The sequence below is a fragment of the Duganella sp. GW821-FHT07F09 genome, assembly GCF_059418705.1.
Map to the genome: position 1 here is coordinate 311516 of NZ_JBWKQJ010000006.1, position 24070 is coordinate 335585.

At 63.3% G+C, this 24070-nt stretch carries 15 protein-coding genes; 7 read left to right on the top strand and 8 right to left on the bottom strand.

Annotation, left to right across the window (positions count from 1 at the left end):
• Positions 1-69: 69 nt before the first annotated feature.
• On the top strand, positions 70-591 hold the full coding sequence (locus tag AC07P1_RS18025) for a hypothetical protein (protein ID WP_494697106.1): 522 nt from the start codon (positions 70-72) through the stop codon (positions 589-591).
• On the opposite strand, the gene AC07P1_RS18030 is transcribed toward AC07P1_RS18025, so the two are convergent.
• Entirely contained in the window at positions 588-1724 is a 1137-nt protein-coding gene (locus tag AC07P1_RS18030; RefSeq protein ID WP_494697107.1) for a mechanosensitive ion channel family protein, read from the bottom strand. The two genes, AC07P1_RS18025 and AC07P1_RS18030, sit on opposite strands and share 4 nt — an antisense overlap.
• 219 nt (positions 1725-1943) lie before the next feature.
• Between AC07P1_RS18030 and AC07P1_RS18035 the strand changes: the two genes are divergently transcribed.
• Genes AC07P1_RS18035 through AC07P1_RS18045 form a run of 3 tightly spaced genes read left to right on the top strand, consistent with a single transcriptional unit; the run spans position 1944 to position 5733 of the window.
• Positions 1944-2657 carry a gluconate 2-dehydrogenase subunit 3 family protein gene (locus AC07P1_RS18035; protein ID WP_494697108.1) on the top strand — a complete coding sequence of 238 codons (714 nt, stop codon included), beginning with the start codon at positions 1944-1946 and terminating at the stop codon, positions 2655-2657.
• A 23-nt stretch (positions 2658-2680) separates the two neighbouring features.
• A complete protein-coding gene (locus AC07P1_RS18040; RefSeq protein ID WP_494697109.1) occupies positions 2681-4450 on the top strand; it encodes a GMC family oxidoreductase in 1770 nt (589 codons plus the stop codon).
• An 8-nt stretch (positions 4451-4458) separates the two neighbouring features.
• Complete coding sequence (locus AC07P1_RS18045) at positions 4459-5733, top strand: c-type cytochrome (RefSeq protein WP_494697110.1); 1275 nt, start codon at positions 4459-4461, stop codon at positions 5731-5733.
• 35 nt (positions 5734-5768) lie between these two features.
• Here the strand turns inward: AC07P1_RS18045 and AC07P1_RS18050 are convergent, their stop codons facing one another.
• Positions 5769-6740, bottom strand: a complete 972-nt coding sequence (locus tag AC07P1_RS18050) for an AEC family transporter (protein WP_494697111.1) — start codon at positions 6738-6740, stop codon at positions 5769-5771.
• 71 nt (positions 6741-6811) lie between these two features.
• On the opposite strand from AC07P1_RS18050, the gene AC07P1_RS18055 reads away from it, so the two are divergent.
• Positions 6812-7321: a YgjP-like metallopeptidase domain-containing protein gene (locus AC07P1_RS18055; protein ID WP_494697112.1), complete on the top strand. Its 510-nt coding sequence runs from the start codon at positions 6812-6814 to the stop codon at positions 7319-7321.
• Positions 7322-7681: 360 nt separating this feature from the next.
• Positions 7682-10465: a sensor histidine kinase gene (locus AC07P1_RS18060; protein ID WP_494697113.1), complete on the top strand. Its 2784-nt coding sequence runs from the start codon at positions 7682-7684 to the stop codon at positions 10463-10465.
• 28 nt (positions 10466-10493) lie between these two features.
• Here AC07P1_RS18060 and cuyB read toward each other — a convergent pair whose 3' ends face one another.
• The 6 genes from cuyB to AC07P1_RS18090 all read right to left on the bottom strand — a co-directional run bounded on the left by cuyB (position 10494) and on the right by AC07P1_RS18090 (position 18279).
• Positions 10494-11954, bottom strand: coding sequence for a cysteate racemase (gene cuyB, locus AC07P1_RS18065; RefSeq protein WP_494697114.1), 1461 nt, complete (start codon positions 11952-11954; stop codon positions 10494-10496).
• A gap of 91 nt (positions 11955-12045) precedes the next feature.
• Complete coding sequence (galA, locus tag AC07P1_RS18070) at positions 12046-14955, bottom strand: beta-galactosidase GalA (protein WP_494697115.1); 2910 nt, start codon at positions 14953-14955, stop codon at positions 12046-12048.
• Between the two features lie 26 nt (positions 14956-14981).
• Positions 14982-16259: a glycosyltransferase gene (locus AC07P1_RS18075; RefSeq protein WP_494697116.1), complete on the bottom strand. Its 1278-nt coding sequence runs from the start codon at positions 16257-16259 to the stop codon at positions 14982-14984.
• A gap of 18 nt (positions 16260-16277) precedes the next feature.
• Positions 16278-16817, bottom strand: coding sequence for an LOG family protein (locus tag AC07P1_RS18080; RefSeq protein WP_494697117.1), 540 nt, complete (start codon positions 16815-16817; stop codon positions 16278-16280).
• Entirely contained in the window at positions 16814-17599 is a 786-nt protein-coding gene (locus AC07P1_RS18085; RefSeq protein WP_494697118.1) for a hypothetical protein, read from the bottom strand. Before AC07P1_RS18085 ends, AC07P1_RS18080 begins: the two co-directional genes overlap by 4 nt.
• Before the next feature lie 14 nt (positions 17600-17613).
• A complete protein-coding gene (locus AC07P1_RS18090; protein WP_090320420.1) occupies positions 17614-18279 on the bottom strand; it encodes a TetR/AcrR family transcriptional regulator in 666 nt (221 codons plus the stop codon).
• 914 nt (positions 18280-19193) lie between these two features.
• Here AC07P1_RS18090 and AC07P1_RS18095 point away from each other — a divergent pair.
• Positions 19194-24070, top strand: a 4877-nt coding sequence (locus AC07P1_RS18095) for a calcium-binding protein (RefSeq protein ID WP_494697119.1), incomplete at its 3' end; no start/stop codon positions are given.

Sequence of the window (24070 nt, forward strand, 5' to 3'; positions counted from 1 at the left end):
GCCGGTACCGAAAAAACCTACCATGACCTTCAGCTTGCGTTAAACGCAATGATCTTGGAGGGAATAGCGATGTCTCAGCCACTGCGCGGCGGTGCCGCCACACGCCGGCTACAAGGCGGATTGATGGCGGGCCTGTTGGCCTTGGCAGCCCACGCCAACGCCGACACGGATGCGGGCACCGATGCGGCTGCGGCGGGCGCGATCAATGAACATCCGTCGCCGCAACGCTGGCAGCCGACGTCGCTGCCTGTGCTGACGGGTAGCTTCCGGCAACGGGGCAAACGCGACCTCGCCGTGCTCACGCACAACGACAAAAAAGGCCGGGGCGACCAATATGGCGTAGTGATATTCCCCGACGCCGGCAGCGGCCAACCGGCCAAGGTCGTCAAGACCTTCATTGATACCGGGCCCAACCCGCCGCGCCTGTCGCTGGTCAAGCCCGGCAGCTACACGCCGGTCTGCCACGCAGGCGTTCCATGCGCTCCGGTAAAAATCAGCAATGAGGCGATCAGTCTGTGCTTCGGCGAAGCCAGTTGCGAGATCATCTATTTTAACGGCGGCGCGTTCCGCGAGCTCGTCGTCACCGACTAGCGGCTGCCGTGCGCGCGCCCCTTGAACTCCGCCAGCTCGTCGCGCTGCGGCGCGTCATCCACGGCGCGCGGCTGGCGCTCGATCATCACATGGTGCGCCGGCGTGCCGGTGTCGACGCCCAACTGGTCGAACTTCTCCATCACCGCCAGCAGCACCGCCTGCTGCGTATCCATGTACGTGCCGTACGCGGCCGTCAACATGAAGAACACCAGCTCGAACTCGATCGCCTCCGGGCTCAATCCCTTCAGATGGACGCGGTCGAAACGCACCTCTTCCTGCGCCTCGACGATCTCGCGGATCGCGGCCGGGATGACGGCCGCCAGCGACGCCGGCGTGGCCGGGTTGATGCGGAACGACAGCTGCACGCGCCGGGTCGACATGCGCTTGTAATTGCGCACGACGTTTTTGAGCAGGTCGGCGTTGGAGATGACGATCTGCTCGCCGCTGTCGGCGCGGATGCGCGTCGTCTTCAGGCCCACATGCTCGACCGAACCGGAAACCCCGGCCACGGCGATGGCGTCGCCCACCTCGAACGGCTTGTCGATGGCGATCGCCAGCGAGGCGAACAGGTCGCCGAGGATGTTTTGCGCCGCCAGCGCGATGGCGATGCCGCCGATGCCCAGGCTGGCGACGAAGGTGGTGATGTTGATGCCCAGGTTCGACAGCACCGCCAGCGCGAAGATCGCCCACAGCACCGTCTTGACGGCCCAGCCGATCAGCGTGTTGGCCACCGTGTCCGGCGCCGACTCGTCGGCCGAATGCTGGCGGAAGTAGCGCCGTGTGCCGATGCCGACGGCGCGGTCGATGTACAGCGTCACCTGCAGGCCGAGCACGATGAACCAGAGGATTTGCACGCGCTGGTGCCACGGCGGCGGCAGGTCCAGCAGGGACAGGCCCACCAGCACCGAAATCAGCACGACGGCGAGGTTGCTCGTGCGCGCCAGCGTGGCGCCGAGCAGTTCGGCGGCCGGTTTCCCGGCCTGGCCGGAGTCGACCAGTCTGGCCATGCGACGGCGCAGCAGCATGAGCGCGCCGTGAATGGCGGCGAACGTGACCACGCAGGCAATGGCCGCGACGATCCAGTTTTCAGGGCCGATGCCGGCGATCGGCAAGCCGAATTGACGGATATCCAAAGCAGGCTCCTTCTCGAAACGGGTATGCGGCTAGCGTAACCGCTGCGGCCGCCCCGTATGCGCACTTTTCCCCAAGGCACCAGCTACCTTGGCAAAGCGTCTACGTAGAAGCACTAACTTCACATATAAAATGTTTGACTATGTATTACTTTCCAACTAAGCTAGTCATCGTACAAGTCAAAATTTCCTCCGGTTACTTAATATTTCCATAAGCCACCCATGTCCACAGAAAAAGTCAATCTTTCCCGCCGAACGATACTGATGGCGACCGCGGCAGCCATTCCCCTCGCGTCGCTGTCGCCGCACCGCGCGCGCGCCGAGGGCCTGGAGGGCGTCGAGCTGCATCGGTATCAGCCGGTGTTCTTTTCGGCCGCCGAATGGCAGTTCGTCCTCGCCGCCTGCGACCGCCTGATCCCGGCCGAGGGCAAAGGCCCCGGCGCGCTGGAGACCAACGTCCCCGTCTTCATCGACCAGCAGCTGCACGCCGGCCTCGGCGACGACGTCTACATGCAGGGCCCGCACAAGGCCGACGCCGCGCCGACCCTGGGCTTCCAGCACGACCACACGCCGCAGCAGATGTACCGGATCGGCATCAAGCTGACCCAGCAGCATAGCCAGCAGGCGCACGGCAAGCCGTTCGAGCAGCTGGCGCCTGCCGACAAGGACGCGCTGCTGACGGCGCTGCAAAAGAACGGGATCAGCTTTGCCGACCTGGGCGAGCCGACCCTGAAGCCGTCGCAGTTCTTCGGCCAGTTCCTCGGCGACGCCAAGAACGGCTACCTGGCCGACCCCATGTACGGCGGCAACAAGGACATGAAGGCCTGGGTCGCCATCGGCTTCCCGGGCGCCCGCGCCGCCTACACCGAATGGGTCGACGCGCACGACGTCAAATATCCGCTGGGGCCGGTGAGCCTGAGCGGCAAGCGCGCCTGATCCATCCCACACAAAGACCAACTATGCAAACCATCACTAACGACGACGTCGACGTCGTCATCGTCGGACTCGGCTGGGCCGGCTCCATCATGGCCATCGAACTGGCCAAAGAGGGCCTGAAGGTGCGCGCGCTCGAACGCGGCCCGGACCGTCCGCCGGAGGACTTCGCCTATCCGAAGCCTGCCGACCAGTACGCCTACGCGATCAAGAACAAGGTGTTCGCCACGCCGCGCGACGCCGCCCTCACGGTGCGCTACAACACCGGCGAGACGGCGCTGCCGACGCGCAAATGGGGCGCCTTCGCGCCCGGCACCGGCGTCGGCGGCTCCGGCCTGCACTGGACCGGCGTGCTGATCCGCCCGACCACCACCGACCTCAAGCTCAAGACCTACGCCGACCAGGCCTACAAGCGCGGCACGCTCGACCCCGACATGCGCGTCAAGGACTTCCCGTTCACGTGGGAAGAAATCGAACCGCACTTCGACAAGTTCGACAAGATCTGCGGGCTGTCCGGCAACACCGGCAACCTCAACGGCCAGCTGCAGCCGGGCGGCGACCCGTTCGAAGGGCCGCGCTCGAGCCCCTACCCGCTGCCGGCGCTGCACGACACGCTCAACAGCTCGCTGTTCGCGGCCACCGCCAAAAAGATGGGCTACCATCCGTTCCCCAATCCGTCGGCCAACGTCTCGCAGGCCTGGACCAATCCGTACGGCGCCCAGCTGGCGCCGTGCAACTACTGCGGCTATTGCAGCAAGTACCCGTGCCTGAACTACTCCAAGGCTTCGCCGCAGACGGCGATCCTGGACGTGGTCAAACGCATGCCCAACTTCGATTACAAGGTCAACGCCAACGTCATCCGCGTCGACCTGCACGCCGACAAGAAGACCGCCAAGGGGGTCACCTACATCGACGAGCATCAGCGCGAGGTGTTCCAGCCGGCCAAGATCGTCATCCTCAGCAGCTTCCAGTTCGCCAACGTGCGCCTGATGCTGTTGTCGGGCATCGGCCAGCCCTACAACCCGCTCACCGAGCAGGGCACCATCGGCCGCAACTACGCCTTCCTGAGCAACGGCGACGCCACCCTGTTCTTCAAGGACAAGCACTTCAACCCGTTCGCCACCGCCGGCGCCACCGGAGAAATGTTCAACGACATCTCGCCCGGCAACTTCGACGGGCCGTCGCTCGGCTTCATCGGCGGCGCCAAGATCCACAGCTCGCAGGCCACCGGCGCGCCGATCGGCACCGCGCTGCCGCCGGGCACGCCGGGCTGGGGCAAGGGCTGGAAGGAAGGCATGGTCGACTGGTACGGCCGCTCGATGAAGATCGGCATCACCACCACCTGCATGTCCTATCGCGGCCACTATCTGGACCTGGACCCGAACTACAAGGACCCGTGGGGCCAACCGCTGCTGCGCATGACGTTCGACTGGCGCCAGAACGAACTCAAGCTGCAACGCCACCTGCGCGACATCGTGCTCGGCATCGCCAAGGAACTCAAGCCGGACGCCATGTCGGAGAACTTCCTCGGCCTCGATTCGCACTGGGACATCACCAAGTACGTCTCGACCCACAACGTCGGCGGCGCCATCATGGGCACCTCGCCGCGCGATTCGGCGCTCAACCGCTACCTGCAATCGTGGGACGTGCACAACGTCTTCGTCCCGGGCGGCAACGCCTTCCCGCAGAACTTCCAGGCCAACCCGACCGCCACCATCGGCGCCATCACGCTGTTCGCGGCCGAGGCGATCAAAAACCAATATCTGAAAAACCCGGGACCGCTGGTCCGGGTATGAGCGACGTTATGAAAACTCTCAAGCACTTCCTGGGCGCGGCCGCCATCGCGCTGGCGGCGGCCCCGGCGCTCGCGGCCGGCGCCGCCGCCACGGCGCCCGCCGAGACGCTGGCCCAGCGCGGCGCCTACCTGGCGCGCGCCGGCGACTGCATCGCCTGCCACAGCGCGCCGGGCAAGCCGGCCTTCGCCGGCGGCCTCGCCATCGACAGCGGCCACGGCATCATCTATTCGACCAACATCACGCCCGACAAGCAGCACGGCATCGGCAAGTACACCGAACAGCAGTTCGCCGACGCCGTGCGCAAGGGCGTGCGCGCCGACGGCACCCACCTGTACCCGGCCATGCCGTACACCAGCTACGCCAAGGTCAGCGACCAGGACATCAAGGCGCTGTACGCCTACTTCCAGCGCGGCGTCAAGCCGGCCGCCTACAAGCCGCCGGCCTCGCAAATGAGCTTCCCGTTCAACCTGCGCTGGGGCATGGCGTTCTGGAACTACTTCTTCGCCGACGACAAGCCGTTCAAGGCGCAGCCGGGCTGGAGCGCGCAAGTTCGCAACGGCGCCTACCTGGTCGAAGGACTGGGCCACTGCAGTAGCTGCCACACGCCGCGCGGCTTCGCCATGAACGAAAAGGCCGGCGACAGTTCGTCGCCCAAGTTCCTGGCCGGCGGCGAGCTGAACGACTGGCCGGTGCCGTCGCTGCGCGGCATGCCGCACTGGAGCCAGGCGGCCATCGTCGACTACCTGCAAACCGGGCGCAACAAGAACTCGGCGGTGGCCGGCGAGATGACCGCCGTCGTCGAGCACAGCACCTCGCACTTGAGCGAGGGCGATTTGAACGACATCGCCGCCTACCTCAAGACCCTGCCGCCGGCGCCGGCGCGCGGCGCCGCCGTCAAGGCGCAGGGGCACGACGCCACCGTCAAGAAATTGTCCGCCGCCGTCGGGCTGACCCTCGGCGAGCGGCTGTACCTGGACAACTGCGTAGCCTGCCACTTCGTCACCGGCAAGGGCGCGACGCGGGTATTCCCTGAACTGGATGGCGCCACCGTGGTCAACGCCGAGAATCCGACCGCGCTGCTGCATGTGATGCTGGCGGGCGCGCGCACGCCGTCGACGGACAAGGCGCCGTCGGTGCTGGTGATGCCGGGCTTCGGCAAGCGGCTCAGCGACGGCGAGGCGGCCGCGCTGGCGACCTTCGTGCGCCAGGGTTGGGGCAATACGGCGGGCGCGGTATCGGAAAAGGATGTCGCGAAAGTGCGCGCCAAATTAGAGGCGAAATAACGCCGACGTCCGAGGCGCAGCGTGGTTGGTGCTTTTTACCGCACCAACCACATCCAAGCGCTCAGGGTGAAAAACGACGCCACCATGCAAATCAACAAGGTCGTCGCGCTGCGATCGGCCTCGCCGTAGGCCTGCGCCAGGATCGGATAAATGCTCAACATCGGCATCGCCGCCATCAGCAGCGCCGCCGCGCGCAGCGACGGCTCCATCGGCGCGATGCCCACCAGCGGCAACAGCGCGATAATCATCAGCACGGCCAGCGGATGCCCCACCAGCTTGCCCGCCACGATGGGCAGCACGCGCTGCCAGCCGGTGGCCAAAGGCAAGCCCACCAGGGTGCCGCCGATGGCGAACAGCGACACGCCACCGCTGGCCTGCGAGAACAAGGTCACGCTGCGCAGCACCGGCTGCGGCAGCGACACTTCCGCCAGGCTGACGACCAGGCCGGCCGTCACCGCCAGCACCAGCGGGTTGCGCGCCAGGCGCTTGACCGACTGCCCGAGCACCTGGTGCCACGACCCGCCGGCGCCCCGGGCGCTCTCCGCCATCGCCAGCAACAACGGCAGCATCACCAGATTCTCCACCATCACGTTCAGCGCCAGCGCCACGCCGGCCACCGGCGCCACCATCAGCAACAGAATCGGAAAGCCCATGAAGCTGCTGTTGGAGCACGACACGCCCATCGCCAGGAAGGTGCTGCGCATGCGGCTCAAGCCGCCCAGGCGCCGGCCCACCACGTAGGCGAGCGTCATCATCGCCAGGGAGCCGCCCAGGTAGGCCAGCAAATACGCCGGGTGCAGCACCTCGCGGATATGGCGCGTCGCCAGCGCGTTGAAGATCAGCGCCGGCAGCGCGAAATTGAGCACGAACTTGCCGAACACCCGCATGTCCGCCCGCTCGAACACGCCGAAACGGGTGGCGAGATAGCCGGCGAGGACGATGATGTAGATCGGGCTGGTGATGGCGAGGATATCGAGCATGGATGAGCGCAGGGAAGTTTGCGCCATCGTACTCGACGCACGGCCCTTTGTCATGGTTGTGGTACATTCACGCCTCGATTCTTTTCAGCCGTCACGCCATGTCCTCCCTGAAGTACCTCAGCGCCTATTCCGAGCAAACGCAGCAACAAGTGACACAACTGCTGGCCAAGAACCAGCTGGGCGACGTGCTGCTCAAGCGCTACAAGAAGCCGCACGAGCTGCGCACCGACAAGGCGCTGTACAACTACGTGCAGGAATTGAAAGATGAGCACTTGCGCAACGCCGAGCCGATCAACAAGGTCGAGTACGACAGCAAGATCCACGTGATCAACCACGCGCTGGGTTTGCACACGTCGATCTCGCGCGTCCAGGGCGGCAAGCTCAAGGCCAAGCACGAGATCCGCGTCGCCACCATGTTCAAGGAAGTGCCGCTGGAATTCCTGCGCATGATCGCCGTGCACGAACTGGCCCACGTCAAGGAAAAGCAGCACGACAAGGCCTTCTACAAACTGTGCACGTACATGGAGCCGAACTACCACCAGTACGAGTTCGATCTGCGCCTGTACCTGACCCATCTCGACACCGGCGCCGGCCGGCTATGGGCGTAGTTCACCGTGATGAATTGAGCGCCGGCGGCCAGCCCCACCGGACCGGCCGCGGTGTTGAAGATGCGGCTGGGCGGGGCAGCACGCCACAGGGCTAGGCGGCGCCGGACGGAGCCCGGAGCAGGAATTTCCCTACAAGAAAACCATCTTTTCCCGACGTTTTTTCTGTGAAATGTTTGTTACCTTACATCCATACACACGACTGCTCGACAAACATGGGTGACGCGGCGCGCGCGCGGACGATCATCCAGCGCGCCGTGCAACGCTAAACGGGGAAAAGCGCATGGACATCACAATACGTGCCGGCACGACGGCACGGGCCGGGAGCGCCATTTCGGCCTCGACGGCGCGCGGCGGCCCGCCATGACCGGCCTGGCGATGCCGCAACTGTTCGTGACGCCGGACACCCCCTCCCTTCTGCATTACGGCACCTACACCCCGTCGCTGGTGCTGCTGTCGATACTGGTGGCGATCTTCTCATCATGGATGGGCTTGCGGGTGGTCGGCCAGGTGCAGAACAGCACCAGCGCCGGCGTGCGCGCCGTCATGCTGGGCACCGGCGGCCTGGCCCTGGGCACCGGCGTGTGGGCCATGCACTTCATCGGCATGCTGGCCTTCGACCTGTGCACCGCCGTCGATTACCACCACGGCACCACCATGCTGTCGGTGCTGCCCAGCATAGCCGCGTCCGGCCTGGCGCTGGCCATCATCAGCCGGCCCCGGCTCGGCACGCCGGCGCTGCTCACCGGCGGCGTATTGGTCGGCGCCGGCATCGGCGCCATGCACTACACCGGCATGGCGGCCATGCGCATGAACCTGGAACTGCGCTACGATCCGGCCATGTTCGCGCTGTCGATCGTGGTGGCGGTGGCGCTGGCCACGCTGGCGATCTGGATACGCTTCGGCCTGGGCCGGCCGGGCGTGCGCCTGCCGGCGCGCGCACCGGGACCGATCAGCGCCGTCGTCATGGGCGGCGCCATCGCCGGCATGCATTACACCGGCATGGCGGCGGCGCGCTTTGTCGGCCAATTGCCGGCCGGCGCCGCGCCGGCGCACAACACCGCGTCCCTGGCGCTGACCGTCACCCTGCTTACGCTCGTCATCACCGCACTCGTCATGGCGGCCAACGCGCTGCTGCGCTACCCGCAACTGTTCCGCCGGCAAAGCGAAACCGAAAGCTGGATGCGCGCCCTGCTCACCACCACCGTCGACGGCGTCATCACCATCGACCGCGACGGCACCATCCACGAGTTCAACGTCTCGGCCGAACGCATCTTCGGCTGGACCCGCGCCGAGATCGTCGGCCGCGACATCCGCCTGCTGATGGCCGACCCCGAGCGCGCCGACCGCGACGGCTTGCTGCACTACCTGCGCACCGGCATCCCCATCGTCAACGGCAACAGCAGGGAGGTCAACGCCGTGCGCAAGGACGGCGGCCAGGTGCCGATCCGCAGCGCGCTGGGCCACGCGCGGCTCGCCGGCCGCGACCTGTACGTGCTGTTCATCACCGACATCAGCGAGCGGCGCGCCATCATGCAGGCGCTGCGCGACAGCGAACAGCAATTCCGTTCGCTGATCGGCAACATTCCGGGCATCTCCTTCCGCTACGGCCTGCGCGCCGGCGCGCCGCCGGTGTTCATCAGCGACGCCGTCGAGCGGCTGGCGGGCTATCCGGCCAGCGATTTCGTCGGCCCCGGGCGCACCCGCGCGCTGGCCGACCTGGTGCTGCCCGAGGACCGCCCCGGCGTCGAGGCCGAGATCGCCCGCAGCGTGGCCGAACGGCGTCCCTACCAGGTCGAATACCGGCTGCGCCACGCCAACGGCGACACGCGCTGGATGTGGGAGCACGGCGCCGTCACCCACGACGAGGGCGACGCGGCGATGCGCTGGATCGACGGCGTGGTGCTCGACATCAGCGAGCGCCACCAGATGGAGCACCAACTGCGCCAAGCCAAGGAGACGGCGGAACGGGCGGCGGCGGCGCGCGCCAGCTTCGTCGCCAACATGGGCCACGAGATCCGCACGCCGATGAACGCCATCCTCGGCTTCACCGACGTGCTGCTCGACACCGACCTGGACGCCGACCAGCGCCGCCATCTCGACACGGTGCGCAAGCAGGGGCGCTCGCTGCTGCGCCTGCTCAACAAAATCCTCGACACCGCCAAGCTCGACAAGGGCTCGATGGAGCTGGAGCCTTGCGACTACAGCCTGCTCGGCCTGATCGACGACCTGGCCGCCACCTTCGGCGCCGTCGCGCGCGCCAAGGGGCTGGCGTTCGACGTCGATTACGACCCCGCGCTGGCGCCGCGGCTGCACGGCGACGAGCTGCGCATGCGCCAGATCCTCGGCAACCTGCTCGACAACGCGGTCAAGTTCACCGCCGCCGGCGGCGTCGGCCTGCGCGCCAGCGCCGACAAGGACATGCTGCGCATCGCCGTGCGCGACACCGGCATCGGCATCGCGCCCGAACGGCTCGCCGCCATCTTCGAGCCGTTCACCCAGGCCGACGCCTCGATGACGCGGCGTTTCGGCGGCACCGGACTGGGCACGACCATCAGCCGGCAACTGGTGTCGCTGATGGGCGGCACGATCCGGGTCGAGAGCACGGCCGGCGCGGGCACGACCTTCCACGTGACGCTGCCGCTGCAAGCGGCCGGCGCGCCGGCGGCGGACGACGCGCCGCCCAACCTGGGGCTGCCGGCCAAGCACGGCCACGCGCTCGGCACGGCCGGCGACGGCGCGCAGGCCGCGCGGATGGCGGCGGCGCCGCGCTCCGACGTGATCCCGATGGACCTGCAAATGCCGCGCATGGACGGCTTCGCCTCCAAACCGGTGGACTGGCCGGCGCCGTCGCACGAGATCGCGCGGGCGATGGAACTGCCGCCGGCCGAACGGGGCCCGGCGGCCACGGCCTTCGATCCGGCGGGCGCGCTCGCCAGCGCCGCAGCGCTGCTGCCGGCGCTGCGGCGCGGCGCGCTTGACGACGCCGCGCTGGCCGCGCTGGCCTGTAGCGTGGCGGGAGCGCCCGCCGCCGTGGCGCGGCGCCTGGCCACGCTGCAAGCGGCCATCGACGACTTCGACTTCCTGCTGGCGCAAACCGAGCTACAAGCCTTGCTGGCCGGCCTGGCCCCCGCAAAGGCGCGGTGACGCCGCGGAACGCCGGGCCGGCGACCGGCTATTGGCGCGCCAGCGCCACACAACGCCGCGCCAGGATCGCGGTCGGGTCGAGCAGCGCGACCTCGCGCCCGCCGACGGCGAACGCCGCGTCCTCGCGCAGCAGCAGCGGCAGTTCGGTGCAACCCAGGATCACCACGCTGGCGCCGGCGTCGGCCAGATGCGCCAGCGCCCGCATCAAATCGTCCCGGCATTCGCCGTCCAGATAACCGGCCTTGACGCCGCGCTCGCCATAAATGGCGCGCGTCACCAAAGCCTGGTGCGCCTGGTCCGGCACCAGCAATTCAAACGGCGCGCCCGCCGCGGCCTGGTGATACACCCGGCTGCCGATGGTGCCGGTGGTCGCCAGCAGGCCCACCCGGCGGCGCCCGGGGTGGCGCAAGCCGATATGCCGCACCGTTTCGTGCAGCATGTTGACGATGGGGATAGTCAATTGCCGTCGGATGCGCTCGACATAGGCGTGGGCGGTGTTGCAGGGAATGGCGATCAGATCGGCCTGGTTGGCCTCCAGCCGTTTGCACGCGGCATAGATCGCCAGCGTGGGGTCCTCGCCGTCGCCGATCAGATTGGCGGTGCGGTCGGGAATCTGCGGGTTGTGGTCGACGACAAGCTTGATATGGTCCTGATCGCGCCGGGCATCGGTGTTCGAGATGATCTTGTCCATGAAATCGACCGTCGCCGCCGGACCGACGCCGCCGACGATGCCGATCTTGAAAGCGCCCGGCGGCTGGCGCCCTTGGAACTCCTCTTGCGCCAGCGCGAAATCGACGTATGCCTGGTTGCTGTCCAATACCGGCATGCCGCCGGCGCGCAGCAGGCCGGCGACGATGGCGATGTCGGTCGCGCCTGGCACGATGACATCTGCTCCCCGCGCCATCAGGTCGCGGCACGCCTCCATCAGCAGGGCCGCCGCGTGCGGTGTCGGGGCGCCGGCCTGCAATCCCCCCGCGCCGTAGACTGCCCCCATGACGCAGCGCCGCTGGATCTCCGGCTGCGGATAGAGCAGCCGGTAACCGGCCGGTTCCAGGTGGCGTTCGAACAGGCGCTCGCCGCGCACGTGGTCGGACGTGAGCACGCCGACGGTGCGGGCGCCGATGCCGGCGCCGCCCCGCTCCAGCGTGGCCAGCACGGCGTCCATCAGACTGATGATGGGCAGGCGCAGTTCGGCGCGCAGCTGGTGCAGGAAAGTGTGGCTGATAAAACAAGGCAGCATGACGCTGTCGGCGCCGGCCCGCGCGTAGCGCTGCACCATGTCGTAGACATACAACTGGCGCCCGTACAGCGCCGCGCCGCCGCCCGGTTGGCGGTCGGCTCCTTCAAAATGGTGGTGCCGGTACAGGATGCGGTACTGGTCGGGAAAGGCGTCGCGGGCGACGCCGCGCAGCATCTTGCGGTGCACGTCCGCGCCCGCAAGCGTGCCGAGGCCGCCGATGATGCCGATGCATTTTTGTGTGGAAGTCATGCCTCCACGATATCCGCACGACCACACAAGGTTATGCAATTTGGAACTGACCCTATGCGGCGGCCGCATAGGGTCGAACGTTGGTCGAACGTTAACGGGCGGCCGGCCCTGTCTGGAACCGGATCGCCGCCGGCGCCAGGCCGGGCGACCTGGCCGTCAAGCTGGCCTCCCCGGCTTGCCCGGTCGATTGCACGATCACCTGTGCCCAGCCGTTGAACACGCGCCGCTGCCACGGCGCCGCCGGCGCGGTGACGCGCAGCACACCCCATTTGCTGGTGCCGACGGAGCGGTCGAACATGCCCTGCACGCCATCCTTCGGCGTCGCCACGACATAGGCCAGGCTGTTGGTGTCCTTCAGCCGCGCGCCCTCCAGCGCGATCATCAGGCCGCCGTCGACCGGCGTCGCCTCGACCGCGCGGCCGTTCACATACACCGCCTGGTCGGCGTCCAGGCGGTCGATGAACAGGGCGGCGCGGCCGTCCTGCGCCATGGCGGGACGTGGGAACTCGCCGCGCAACACCAGATAGCGCGTCAATGGCGGCTGCTCCGTGGGCGGCAACCACGCGGCCGGGTCGCGCCACGACGACGTATCGGCCGTCGCGGCCAGCGCGGCCGGCTGGTCGGCGCTGTCGACGGCGAGCGTGCGCCAGCCGGAGAGTTGCACGAAGCTGTGGCGGTCGGACGGACGGTCCGCCTCGTGCGAACCGGGATCGCCGTTGCCGACGCCGATGATGCGGATCGGGCCGGATACCTCGAAGCCGACCAGGTCGCCGGCGGTCGGCACGATCTTGCCGGCTGCATCGGCGACGTTGACCCACACGACGGCGACATCGGTGCCGTCGGGCTTAAGGACGGTTTTGTCGGCGCTCAGCGCGACGCGCGCGCCGGCGCCGGTGGTCGCCACCTCGGCCGTGGCCACCGGCTGGCCGTCGCGGTAGGCGGTCGCGGTCAACTTGCCGGCCTGATAGGGCACCATCCACTCGAGCTTGCCGTCCTTGACCATCGCCTTGCGGCCCAGCGGGCGGCCATCCTGGAACAACTCGACCGCGTCGCCGTTGCTGTAGACGTGCACCTTGATCGGTTGCCCCTCCCTGCCCGCCCAGTTCCAGTGCGGCAGGATGTGCACCATCGGTTCGCGCGTCCACACCGATTTAAGGTAGTAGGCCGTGTCCTTCAACACGCCGGTGGTATCGAGCATGCCGAACTGCGAGCCGACGGCCGGCCAGCCGAACGGCGTGGTCTCGCCCCGGTAGTCGAAGCCGGTCCAGACGAACATGCCGCTCATCCAGTCGCGCTCCTGGACGCGGCGCCAGCCCTCTTCGATACTGAGGCTGCTGCCCGGGCGACCCTGGCGGTCGTAGGCGTTCAGATGGGAGCGCGCCGGCTCGTCGAAGTAGATGCCGCGCGTGGTGAAGGTCGAGCCCTCCTCGGACATCATCGCCGGCTTGGCCGGATGGTCGCGGTGGAACTGGTCGACGTCGTGCTGGGCGCCGTAGTTAAAGCCGATCACGTCCGCCCCCAGCGACACGCCCTTGCCCGATCCGCTGGCGGCCAGCATGGTACGCCGCGTCGGATCCATGCGCTTGACGTACTCGTCCATCTCGCGCGCCAGATGGGGGCCGGGGTCCTTCCACTCCAGCGCCCATTCCTCGTTGCCCACCGACCAGATGATGACGCTCGGATGGTTGCGGTCGCGCCGTATCATGCGCTCGAGCTGGCCGCGCACCTCGGGCGTCGTGCCCATCATGCGGTGTTCGTCGATGACGAGCATGCCCAGCCGGTCGGCCTCGTCCAGCAGTTCCGGCGTCGGCGGATGGTGCGAGGCGCGGTAGGCGTTCACGCCGAACGACTTGAGCTGCTTCAGGCGCCAGCTCTGCAAGCCGTCCGGCAGCGCCACGCCGACGCCGGCGTGGTCCTGGTGGTTGTTGGTGCCCTGCAGCTTGAGCGGCTTGCCGTTCAGCGAGAAGCCCTTGTCCGGATCGAACACCACGGTGCGGATGCCGAAGCGGGTGTCGTAGCTGTCGACCACCCGGCCGCCTTGCAGCAGCGTGGTCTTCAGGGTGTACAGGTTCGGTTCTTCGAGCGACCACAGACGCGGACGCGGCACCGTCAGCGCCGAGCTGAAGCCGCCATCGCGCACGGCGCCCACGGAGCGGCGGGCCTGCTCGGCCTGCGCCACCAGCTTGCCGTCGGGCCCGTACACCTGCTGGCGCAAGGTGAACGCTTGCGCGCTCTTGCCGTCGTTGACCACGGTGACGTCGACGTCGACGCGGGCCTTGCCGCCATCCACCTTGGTTTTGACGAAGGTGCCCCACTGCGCCACGTGCAGCGGATCGGTCTTGGTCAGCCAGACATGGCGGTAGATGCCGGCGCCCTCGTAAAACCAGCCCTCCTCCACCGTGGCGTCGGCGCGCACGGCGATGACGTTGTCGCCGCCGACGGTCAGATAATCGGTGATGTCGTAGCGGAAGCCCGAGTAGCCGCTCGGCTCGGTGCCGATGTAGTGGCCGTTCACCCAGACCACGCTGTTGCGGTACACGCCGTCGAACTCCAGCGAGATGCGGCGCCCCTTGTCGGCGGCCGGGATATGGATCACCTTGCGATACCAGCCGACGCTGTTTTCCGGGAAGCTGCGGCCGATGGCCAGCGAGCCGTGGTTGGTGTTGGCGCGCGCATCGAACGGCAACTCGACCGCCCAGTCGTGCGGCAGGTCCAGCTTGCGCCAGGCGGCGTCGCTGAAGTCGACGGCCGCCGGGCCGTCGCCATAGCCCGCCTTGGCGAAGAAGAAGGGTCGCAGGCCGTGCCGGAAATCCTTTTGCGCGTCGTAGGCGTGGCCGTGGGCGAAGCGCCAGTCCTTGTCGATGTTGATGCGTTCGCGGCCGTCGACGGCGCGCGCCGCGGCCGGCGGGGCCGGCTCGGCGGCCGTTGCAGACGTCGCAGCAATGCAGGCGCAGCCCGCGAGAATGAAGGCGATCAGTACCTTGCCCAGTCGATGAGTCACTTCGTCTCCTTGTTGTTTTTCTGAAATTATGGCGGATTATGCGGCACTTCCGCCGCCAACGCCACGATCAAATCGGCGATCTGTTCGGCGGGCGGGCGTTCGGCCGCCAGCTTCGCGGCCAGCGCCGCGCAGGCGCCGGCCACCTCCGGCCGGTTCAGCAGCCCGGACAGCGCGGCGGTCCAGGCGGCGAGCGGCGCGTCGAGCTTGACCATGTCGCCCACGCCGAGGCGCGCCAGGCGCCTGCCGTTGTCGGGTTGATCGTACGAAAACGGCACGACCAGCTGCGGCTTGCCCGCCGCCATCACCGTGGCGCTGGTGCCGATGCCGCCGTGGTGGACGAACAGCGCCACGCGGGGCGCCAGCGCGTCGAACGGCGCATACGCCACGTGGTGCACAAACACCGGCAACACCGGCGGCAACTGGTCGCGGAACGGCGTGATCACCACCACCCGCTGTTGCAAGGCCTCGGCCGCCGCGATCGCCCGTTCGATGAAGGCGCGGCCGTGCGCCATCGCCGAACCGGGCGTGACGGCGATCGGCGCCGCGCCGGCATCGAGGAAGCGCCGCAGCTCCTCGCCGAGGGAATCATCCGGCGCGGCCGGCATGCGCGGAAAGCCGGTGCACACGGTGTTCGGCGGCCAGTCGGGCTGCGGCGCGGCTAACCAGTCGGGAAACGCGCAGATGACGCGTTGTGGCGAATGCAGCCACCAGCTCAGTATGCGGCGCGCGGGCGCCAGGCCGAGCGAGGCGCGCAAGCCGTTGACGCCGGGGCGAACGGCGGGATCGATCAACAGGCGGTCGATCAAGCCGAGCACGATGCGCACCATCCACGGCGGCATCCCGGCCAGCCACTCCAGTCCGGCGCGCGCGGCCGGGTCATAGGCGGAAAAGAAACACGCCGGCGCCAGATGGACCGTGGCCAACGGCACGCCCCTGGCTTCCTGCAAAATGCGGCCGGTCATCGCCAGGGTGCTGGCCACGATCACCGTGGGCCGCGCTTCAACCAGCGCCAGCTGCCGCGCATACGAGGGGGCGAAATGCCCGGCCATATGCTTCCAGATCGTGAACAGACCCTTCTGCGGATGCCACAGGTCGGGGTCGTGCACCAGCTCGTCGAGCTCGGCCTGGCTCAGGCCGGAGGCGAAGGCCATGCCGGCGCGCTCGACCCGCTCCCTGAAATTGTCGGAGGCGACCAGGGTGACGTCGTAGCCGCGCCGCAGCAGGGCCTGGCCGACGGCGATGAAGGGATAGACGTCGCCGGCGCTGCCGGCGGCAAGGATCAGGATGTGGCGCGCGGCGGCCATGCAGGAAAGGCCGAGGCCCTAGGCCTTCAGCAGCTTCAGCAGCGCCTGCGGATCGCTCTCGGACATCATCAGCGCCGCGTGCTGCGGACGGATGAAGCCCTGCTCCCTGGCGTGGGCGATGAAGTCGATCAAGCCATCGTAGAAGCCGTCGACATTGAGCAGGCCGATCGGCTTGGCGTGGATGCCCAGCTGCGACCAGGTCAGCATCTCGAACAACTCCTCCAGTGTGCCCATGCCGCCGGGCATGGCGATGAAGCCGTCCGACAGGCTGGCCATCATCGCCTTGCGCTCATGCATGTCCTTGACGATGAACTGGCGCGTCAGGCCGGTGTGGCCCACTTCAAGCTCGACCAGCGCGGTGGGTATCACGCCGGTCGCCTCGCCGCCGAGCCGCAGCACCTCGTCGGCGATGATGCCCATCAGTCCGACCTTGCCGCCGCCGTACACCAGCGCCAGGTTTTGATCGACCAGCGCCCGGCCCAGCGCGCGCGCCGCCTCGGCGTAGACGGGGCTGGCGCCCGCGTTGGCGCCGCAATACACACAAATCGTCTTCGTCACTGCTGCTTTTCCTCCATGAGTTCCTGTCGCGCGGCCTCGACATCGAGCCGCTCCATCGCGTCGCGCGGGGCCAGGCGCGCGGCCTGTTCCAGCAAGGCAGTGGCATCGGCCATTTTCTTTTTACCGTCGAGCATCGCCAGCGCGTGGCCGTACTGGATGCGCGCGATCGCCGAATCGGGATCGAGCCGCAGCGCGGTCTCGAAGTGGCGGTAGCCCTCCTCCTTCTTGACGCCGTAGGTCAGGCCGCCGATCATGGCGCCGACCTTGTCGACGATCTCGGTGTGGTACACGCCCAGGCCGACATGGGCGTCGGCGCGCGCCGGCGCCAGCTGGACGGTTTTTTCCAGACTGGCGCGCACGCGCGGGCCGAGCCCCTGCGCCAGCGCCTTGACCACCGAGATGCCCTCGGCGTAGTAACCCAGCGCGTAGGCGTGCCAGTAATAGCCGGCCGGATTGCCGGGCTGCTCGCGCTGCTGGCGTTCGCAGCGCTCGGCCACGCATTCAAAGGTGGCGATACGCTTCTTGACGCTCGTTTCCAGATACTGGGCGTAAATGCAGATCGCCTTGTGGGCGACCGAATAGCCGTTCACGCCGGCGTCCAGCCCGAGCCGCGCGGCCCGCTCGAACTCGCCGGCATGGAAGGCGATCCAGGCCTGCAGCAGCGCCGGATTGGCCGGGAACGGCTCCAGGTCGCCGCTGTGCAGCGCCGGCCAGGCCGCCTTCAGGCCCTCCGGCGTGTAGCGGTAGGCGGGATCGGGATAAGGGAAAGGGGTCCAGGCCATGGTGTCTCCGCGGCTCACTTGAGCTTCTTCAGATATTCTTCGGACAGTTTCTGGAACAGCAAACTGGTCTCATTGCGCAGATACGGCCCGATCTGCGACAGCACCTGGTAACAGCCGCGCGCCAGCGCGTCGGCCATCGATTGCTGCTCGCTGTATTTGCGCGGGTTGCGCACGTACTCGTACGACAGCCAGTACGTCGCCACCACCACCATGTTGGTAGCCATGGCGTCGATGGCGGCGTCGGACGCCTCCAGCGATTTTTCGCTGCGCAAGTCCTCGCACAGCTGCTTGGCGACCTTGATCTTGTGCGCCAGGATCTGCTTGAAGTGCAGCTCCAGCTTGCGGTTGCGCGACAGCAAATCGTTGAGGTCGCGGTAGAAGAAGCGGTAGCGCCAGATCAGCTCGAACATCAGGTGCAGGTACATCCAGACGTCGTCGATGTTCGAGCGCCGGCCGTTGGGCACGGTGAGGATGCGTTCGATCTCGGCCTCGAACTGGACGAAGATCGAGTTGACGATGTCGTCCTTATTGCGGAAATGGTAATACAGGTTCCCCGGCGAGATATTCATCTCCTCGGCGATCACCGTCGTGGTGATGTTGGGTTCGCCAAACTCGTTAAACAAGCGTAGGGACAGTTCCAGTATGCGTTCACGGGTGCGGCGGGGTGCTTTTTGTTGCATAGCGAGGATCTCTGTTTATTCTCATGCAAGCATAACACCTATGCACCCCAAGTGAGAACACTGGGCGCCGTTTCAAAGCAAATGGCAGGGGATTGCAGCAAGATAGCCCATCTTCCCCGACCGCCCCCCCTTCGCGCCCCACCAAGCACTTTGTCAACATGCGCCCGTCCCATGCGCGTCATTTTTAGAAGCCGCGCCTCGTAGCTAACCCTGCCACAGTGATCTGTCGCGCCGAAAGACTATATTTTAGCCAGCTACTTCACCCGTTACTTTTGGATAGATTTTTTCGCGAAAGACAGCTTTACAATATTATTTCCAACTGGAATTATTTCCCGTACTACATTATGGACGCAAAGGCCACGTGCTTCCGCATCTCCCGGCATCTGATCGCCAATGAGTTCCATATTGACAACAAGTTTCTGCCCAATTGTCCCGCTCAAAAACCACGAACCTATTGTGAGTTTTTATGAAATATCTTATTCCAGAATTGACATTGACACTTTTTGTGTTGTTTTTCACAACATCGTATTCGACGTTTTGCATTTACACATTTTCTCTGTTGAATTTCCTAGTTCCGCCCGATTTTTTTAATAAATACGGATTTCTTGCCTTTCCATTTATAACAATTTCATTATTTTTTATATTTAACCTCATACGTCTTTTTGCAACTGAACGTATAGAAAAAACATCATGGAAAGAGTTTTTTAAAAGAAATTCAATTTATGGAATTTATTTGCTCGCTTTTGGCCTGCAGCTAAATCAAGCTCTAAGCGAACCAAGCCCGATCGCCCATGATTGGCCAGTCCAGCTAACTAAATGGTCACTCTCGTTCAACCTTTTTGGGATGTTTTGTGCTGCAACTATATTTGCGCACCTAATCTTCCATATGAGAATCCAATTCCAGAAAGCATAAAATGTTTGGTTTACCACCACTTACTCCTAAAGCATCCGCAACCAGCGCCTTGGGCGACAAGGTCACCAGCGCAATAACTTCCTTCGAAAACGGGAACTATGCCGACGCCGCAGCCTCAACCGCCCACGTAATGGCGGTTTCAGCAGCATATGCTGCAGGAACGCTTGCCGGATTTGGCTCGACGTATGCAATCTCCGGCTTGAGCTCAGCAATTGGTGCTTTAGGGAAAGACCCCGCTGGAATCGGAAAACGGCTAATGGATATGGGATTGATCGACGATCCGCTAGTGGCCCAAAGACTTACTAACGTCGGTAAAGCATTTGGCGTCGGAGCCGCAGCTGCTTCAATTGTTAATCAAGCTATTAATACCGCGAACGACCTGCATATCGGCTCAAAAATTTACGACCTCATCAATCCCGATAGCTCTTCAAATTCCGACGCGACAAAGCCGGACCACGGCATCTCACCTGAAACCAAGAATAACTTCAATACTGTAACCAACCCGCCTCGCAAAGACCCCCTCACGCTGGACCTTAATGGAAATGGTCTTGATTCGGTCGGGGTATCTCAAACCAATCCTATTCTATTCGATCAGGACGGCGACGGCATAAAAACAAGTTCTGGATGGGTTCTGCCTTCCGATGGCTTTTTAGTGCTGGACCGAAACGGCAATGGAACGATAGATAACGGCACGGAACTCTTTGGGGATTCGAGTCCTATTGGCGACATCAAGGCGCGGGATGGATTCGCAGCTTTGGCTTTCGAAGATAAAAATTCAGATGGAAAAGTGGATAGTTCAGATGGTAACTGGTCATCGTTGCGCGTCTGGACCGATTTAAATCAAAATGGCATATCAGAGACCGGCGAATTGCTGTCATTGGCCGAACTTGGGATCGCCAGCTTCAATGTTGCAAAAAAAGAAAATAGCACAATATTACCAAATGGCAACCAACTGGCGGATCTAGGGACCTATATCAAAACGGATGGCAGTCTTGGCACCATGGGCGATATTGCTCAAATGGCGGACATAAATCTGGCTCAAGATACGTTCATCAGCCAGTTTACCGACCATATTCCGCTTGCAGCGGGTGTCGATGCGCTCCCCGATATGGGAGGCTCCGGGGTAGTGCGCTCGTTGCATGATGCCGCCAGCCTTTCCAGTATTTTGAAAGGCTTGTTAGAACAATTCGTGCAATCACAAGATTCTGGCGAGCAACGTTCGCTAGTGGACCTGATATTAAAAGAATGGGCGTCTACTTCAACCCTTAAATCAGATCAAGAACATTTATTTGGCCCCATCTCCAACGGCCCCACGAATCAAGTGCTCGCCATTTGGGGATACGGAGAGAAGCTTTACAGCAAATTAACCGCTGATGAATTCAGAAGCGTGTCACAAGAATGGGATGCAAAAATACATATACTTGAGGCATTCAATGGCAGGAATCTATTCAACAAGCATGTGGGTGAGACAGTTGGAAATTCCGTTTCAATAGGTTATAGCGGGCCGGGTATTACTTCATATTTCACCACCGCCGACGGACGTCATACCCAAGTAGATGTTTTTTTCACCCAAGAGCATATGAATTTGTTCACAAAGTCATACGAAGGCCTGCGGGATTCCGTCTATGCTGGTCTATTAGCTCAAACTCGCTTTCAAGAACTATTTGACAAAATAGAAATTTCCTTCGGCGATCAGACTACGGAATTTGATTTTTCCCAACTGCAGCTATACTTCAAAAATTCCATTGAAGCGAACCCTCTGAATGGATTGATAGGGCTAATGGAGTTCAATCGCTTCTCCGGGCTTGGCGATATGCAAGGTTGGGACGGGAAATTGCTGGCGGCCGAGGCAATGCAATCGCTTGCCCTGTCCCAAGAGGTGTTGGACAACTATATGGCTGTCGGTGTCAAGATAGCCGGTCAAACTAATTTCTCTCCATATGGATCGTCGAAGGAAGACATCATCATCACCGACGCCAACGAGAGCACGGCGACGGGCAACGGAGGTGATGACATTCTTATGGGGCATGTCGGCAGCGACACCCTGAACGGGAGCGCGGGCATCGACGTGCTGGTTGGTGGAAAGGGTAACGACGTTCTCGATGGCGGAGCAGGGAGTGACACATATTTACTCTCGAAAGGATCGGGAACCGATACGATCAACGAAGACACCTCCATCACATCGACCGATGTAGTGCGGTTCATGGACGTAAGATCGGAGGAAGTCACATCACTTCTACGCAAGGGAAATGATTTGATATTGCAGTACGGGTTGGACGACTTTCTTTCGGTCGTGGACTACTTCAGCGTTGGTTATCCCGGCAAAAAAGTCGAGGAGTTCAAATTCAGCGATGCTGTGACATGGGATACGGCAGCGATTCTGGCGCGGGTCGTTACGCTTGGCACCAGCTCCGGCGAGACAATTACCGGCTACGCCGGGGCCGATAACCGTATCTACGGTCTAGAAGGGAATGATTATCTGGACGCGCGCGGTGGTAACGACTTAATCGACGGCGGAGTTGGTGACGATTCGGTCCTGGGATATGAAGGAAACGATTCATTGTTGGGCAGCGATGGCGATGACTCTCTGGATGGCGGACAAGGCGACGATACGCTAGTTGGCGGCGCTGGCAAGGATACCCTATACGGCAGCTCCGGCAGTGATGTATATATACTTTCAACCGGCTCGGGCGCCGATATTATCAGGGATGGTGATACCTCGACCAGCGCGATTGATGTGGCTCACTTTGTCGATATCGCATCCTCAGCCGTCAACGGGCTCGAGCGCCGGGAAGACGACCTTGTTCTTCAATATGGAGCGTCTGATCAAGTCACCATGATCGGCTATTTCAACGTCTCCTACCCAGGCCAAAAAATCGAGCAACTCCGATTCAGCGACGTGAGCTGGGATGTCGCCGCCGTCTTGGCCAAGGTAAGAACCGTCGGGACCAACGCTGCGGATACCGTCACTGGATATGGCGGCGCCGATAACCGCATTTATGGACTTGACGGTAATGATTATCTCGACGCACGTGACGGCAATGACTTGATCGATGGCGGCGCTGGCGACGACTTAGTCGTCGGATATGAAGGGAACGATGCATTGTTGGGTGGCGATGGCAACGACTCGCTGAATGGGGGGCAAGGCGACGATGTGCTGGATGGGGGCGCTGGTAACGACACCCTGTACGGCAGCTCTGGCAGTGATCTATATATATTTTCAACAGGTTCGGGCAACGATATTCTCAAGGATGGCGACACCTCGACCAGTCCGCTCGATGTGGCTCATTTTGTCAATATTGCATCCTCAGCCGTCAACGTGCTAGAGCGCAGGGGAAATGACCTCCTAGTTCAATATGGTGCCTCTGATCAAGTTACGATGGTTGATTATTTCAACGTCTCCTATCCGGGTCAGAAAATCGAACAACTCAAATTCAGCGATGTAAGCTGGGATGTCGCTACCGTCCTGGCTCAGGTAAAAACTGTCGGGAGCAACGCTGCGGACACCATTACTGGTTATGGTGGTGCCGATAACCGCATTTATGGACTGGATGGAGACGATTATCTCAGCGCCAGAGAGGGAGATGATCTGTTGGAGGGCGGCGTGGGCAGTGATACCTTGGCTGGCTACGATGGGAATGACGTGCTGCTCGGTGGCGATGGCAATGATTCACTGGAAGGAGGGAGCCACGACGACACCGTCGACGGCGGTATCGGCGCCGACCTTCTCAATGGCGGCGCCGGAAGCGATACCTATATATTGGCTAGGGGAGCCGGCATCGACACGATCAAAGAGGATGCCTCTAGCGCGACAATCGACGTCGTGCAGTTTGTTGATATCCAATCGACCGAACCTATCGCACTTGAGCGCAAAGGTGACGATCTCTTTGTATGGTATGGAATATCCGATCAATTAAAAGTAGCCGACTATTTCAATTCCTCTTATCTTGGGAAGACGGTCGAACAGTTTAAGTTTAGTGATAGCATCGTCTGGGACACGGCGACGATCCTGGCACGGGTCAGTCACTTGGGGACTGAAGGCGCTGACACCATGAGCGGGTATATCGGCGCTGGCAACCGGATTTCCGGGCTTGGCGGGAATGACTACATTACCGGGCGTGACGGCGGTGATGTGCTTCACGGCGATGCCGGCAACGATACTTTGACCGCCTATGAAGGAAACGATACGCTGTTCGGCGGCCAGGGAAATGATTCGCTTGAAGGCGGTAGCGGTGACGACACCTTGGATGGCGATGTGGGTTCCGATGTTCTCTTGGGAGCGGCAGGCAGCGATACCTATCTATTTTCCACGGGGTCGGGGACCGATATCATCAATGAAGACACGTCAACCACGGCGATCGATGTTGTGCAATTTATCGATGTCAAATCCACTGAGCTGACGGGCTTTGAGCGAAGCGGCAATGATCTAATCATGCGGTACGGAACGGATGATCAACTAAAAGTCATCGATTACTTCAACGCTCCCGGTAAGCAGATAGAACTGTTTAAGTTCAGTGACGGCGTAGTATGGGACGAGGCTGCGGTTAAGGCGACTCTTCCAACTTACGGAACTGCCGATGCAAATGTCATATCGGGGTATAGCAACGCGCCGAATCGCATCTATGGCCTGAGTGGGACCGATTCGATTTATGGCGGTGCGAAGGATGATATGCTCGACGGCGGCGACGACAATGATACGCTGCTGGGAGTCGATGGAAACGATAAATTATTCGGCGGGAATGGTAATGACTCGCTTGACGGAGGTAATGGCGATGACATCCTCGACGGCGGCGTGGGCTCGGATGTCCTCAATGGTGGCGTCGGCAGCGATACCTACCTGCTGGCGAAAGGGGCCGGCCCCGATACGATCAAGGAAGA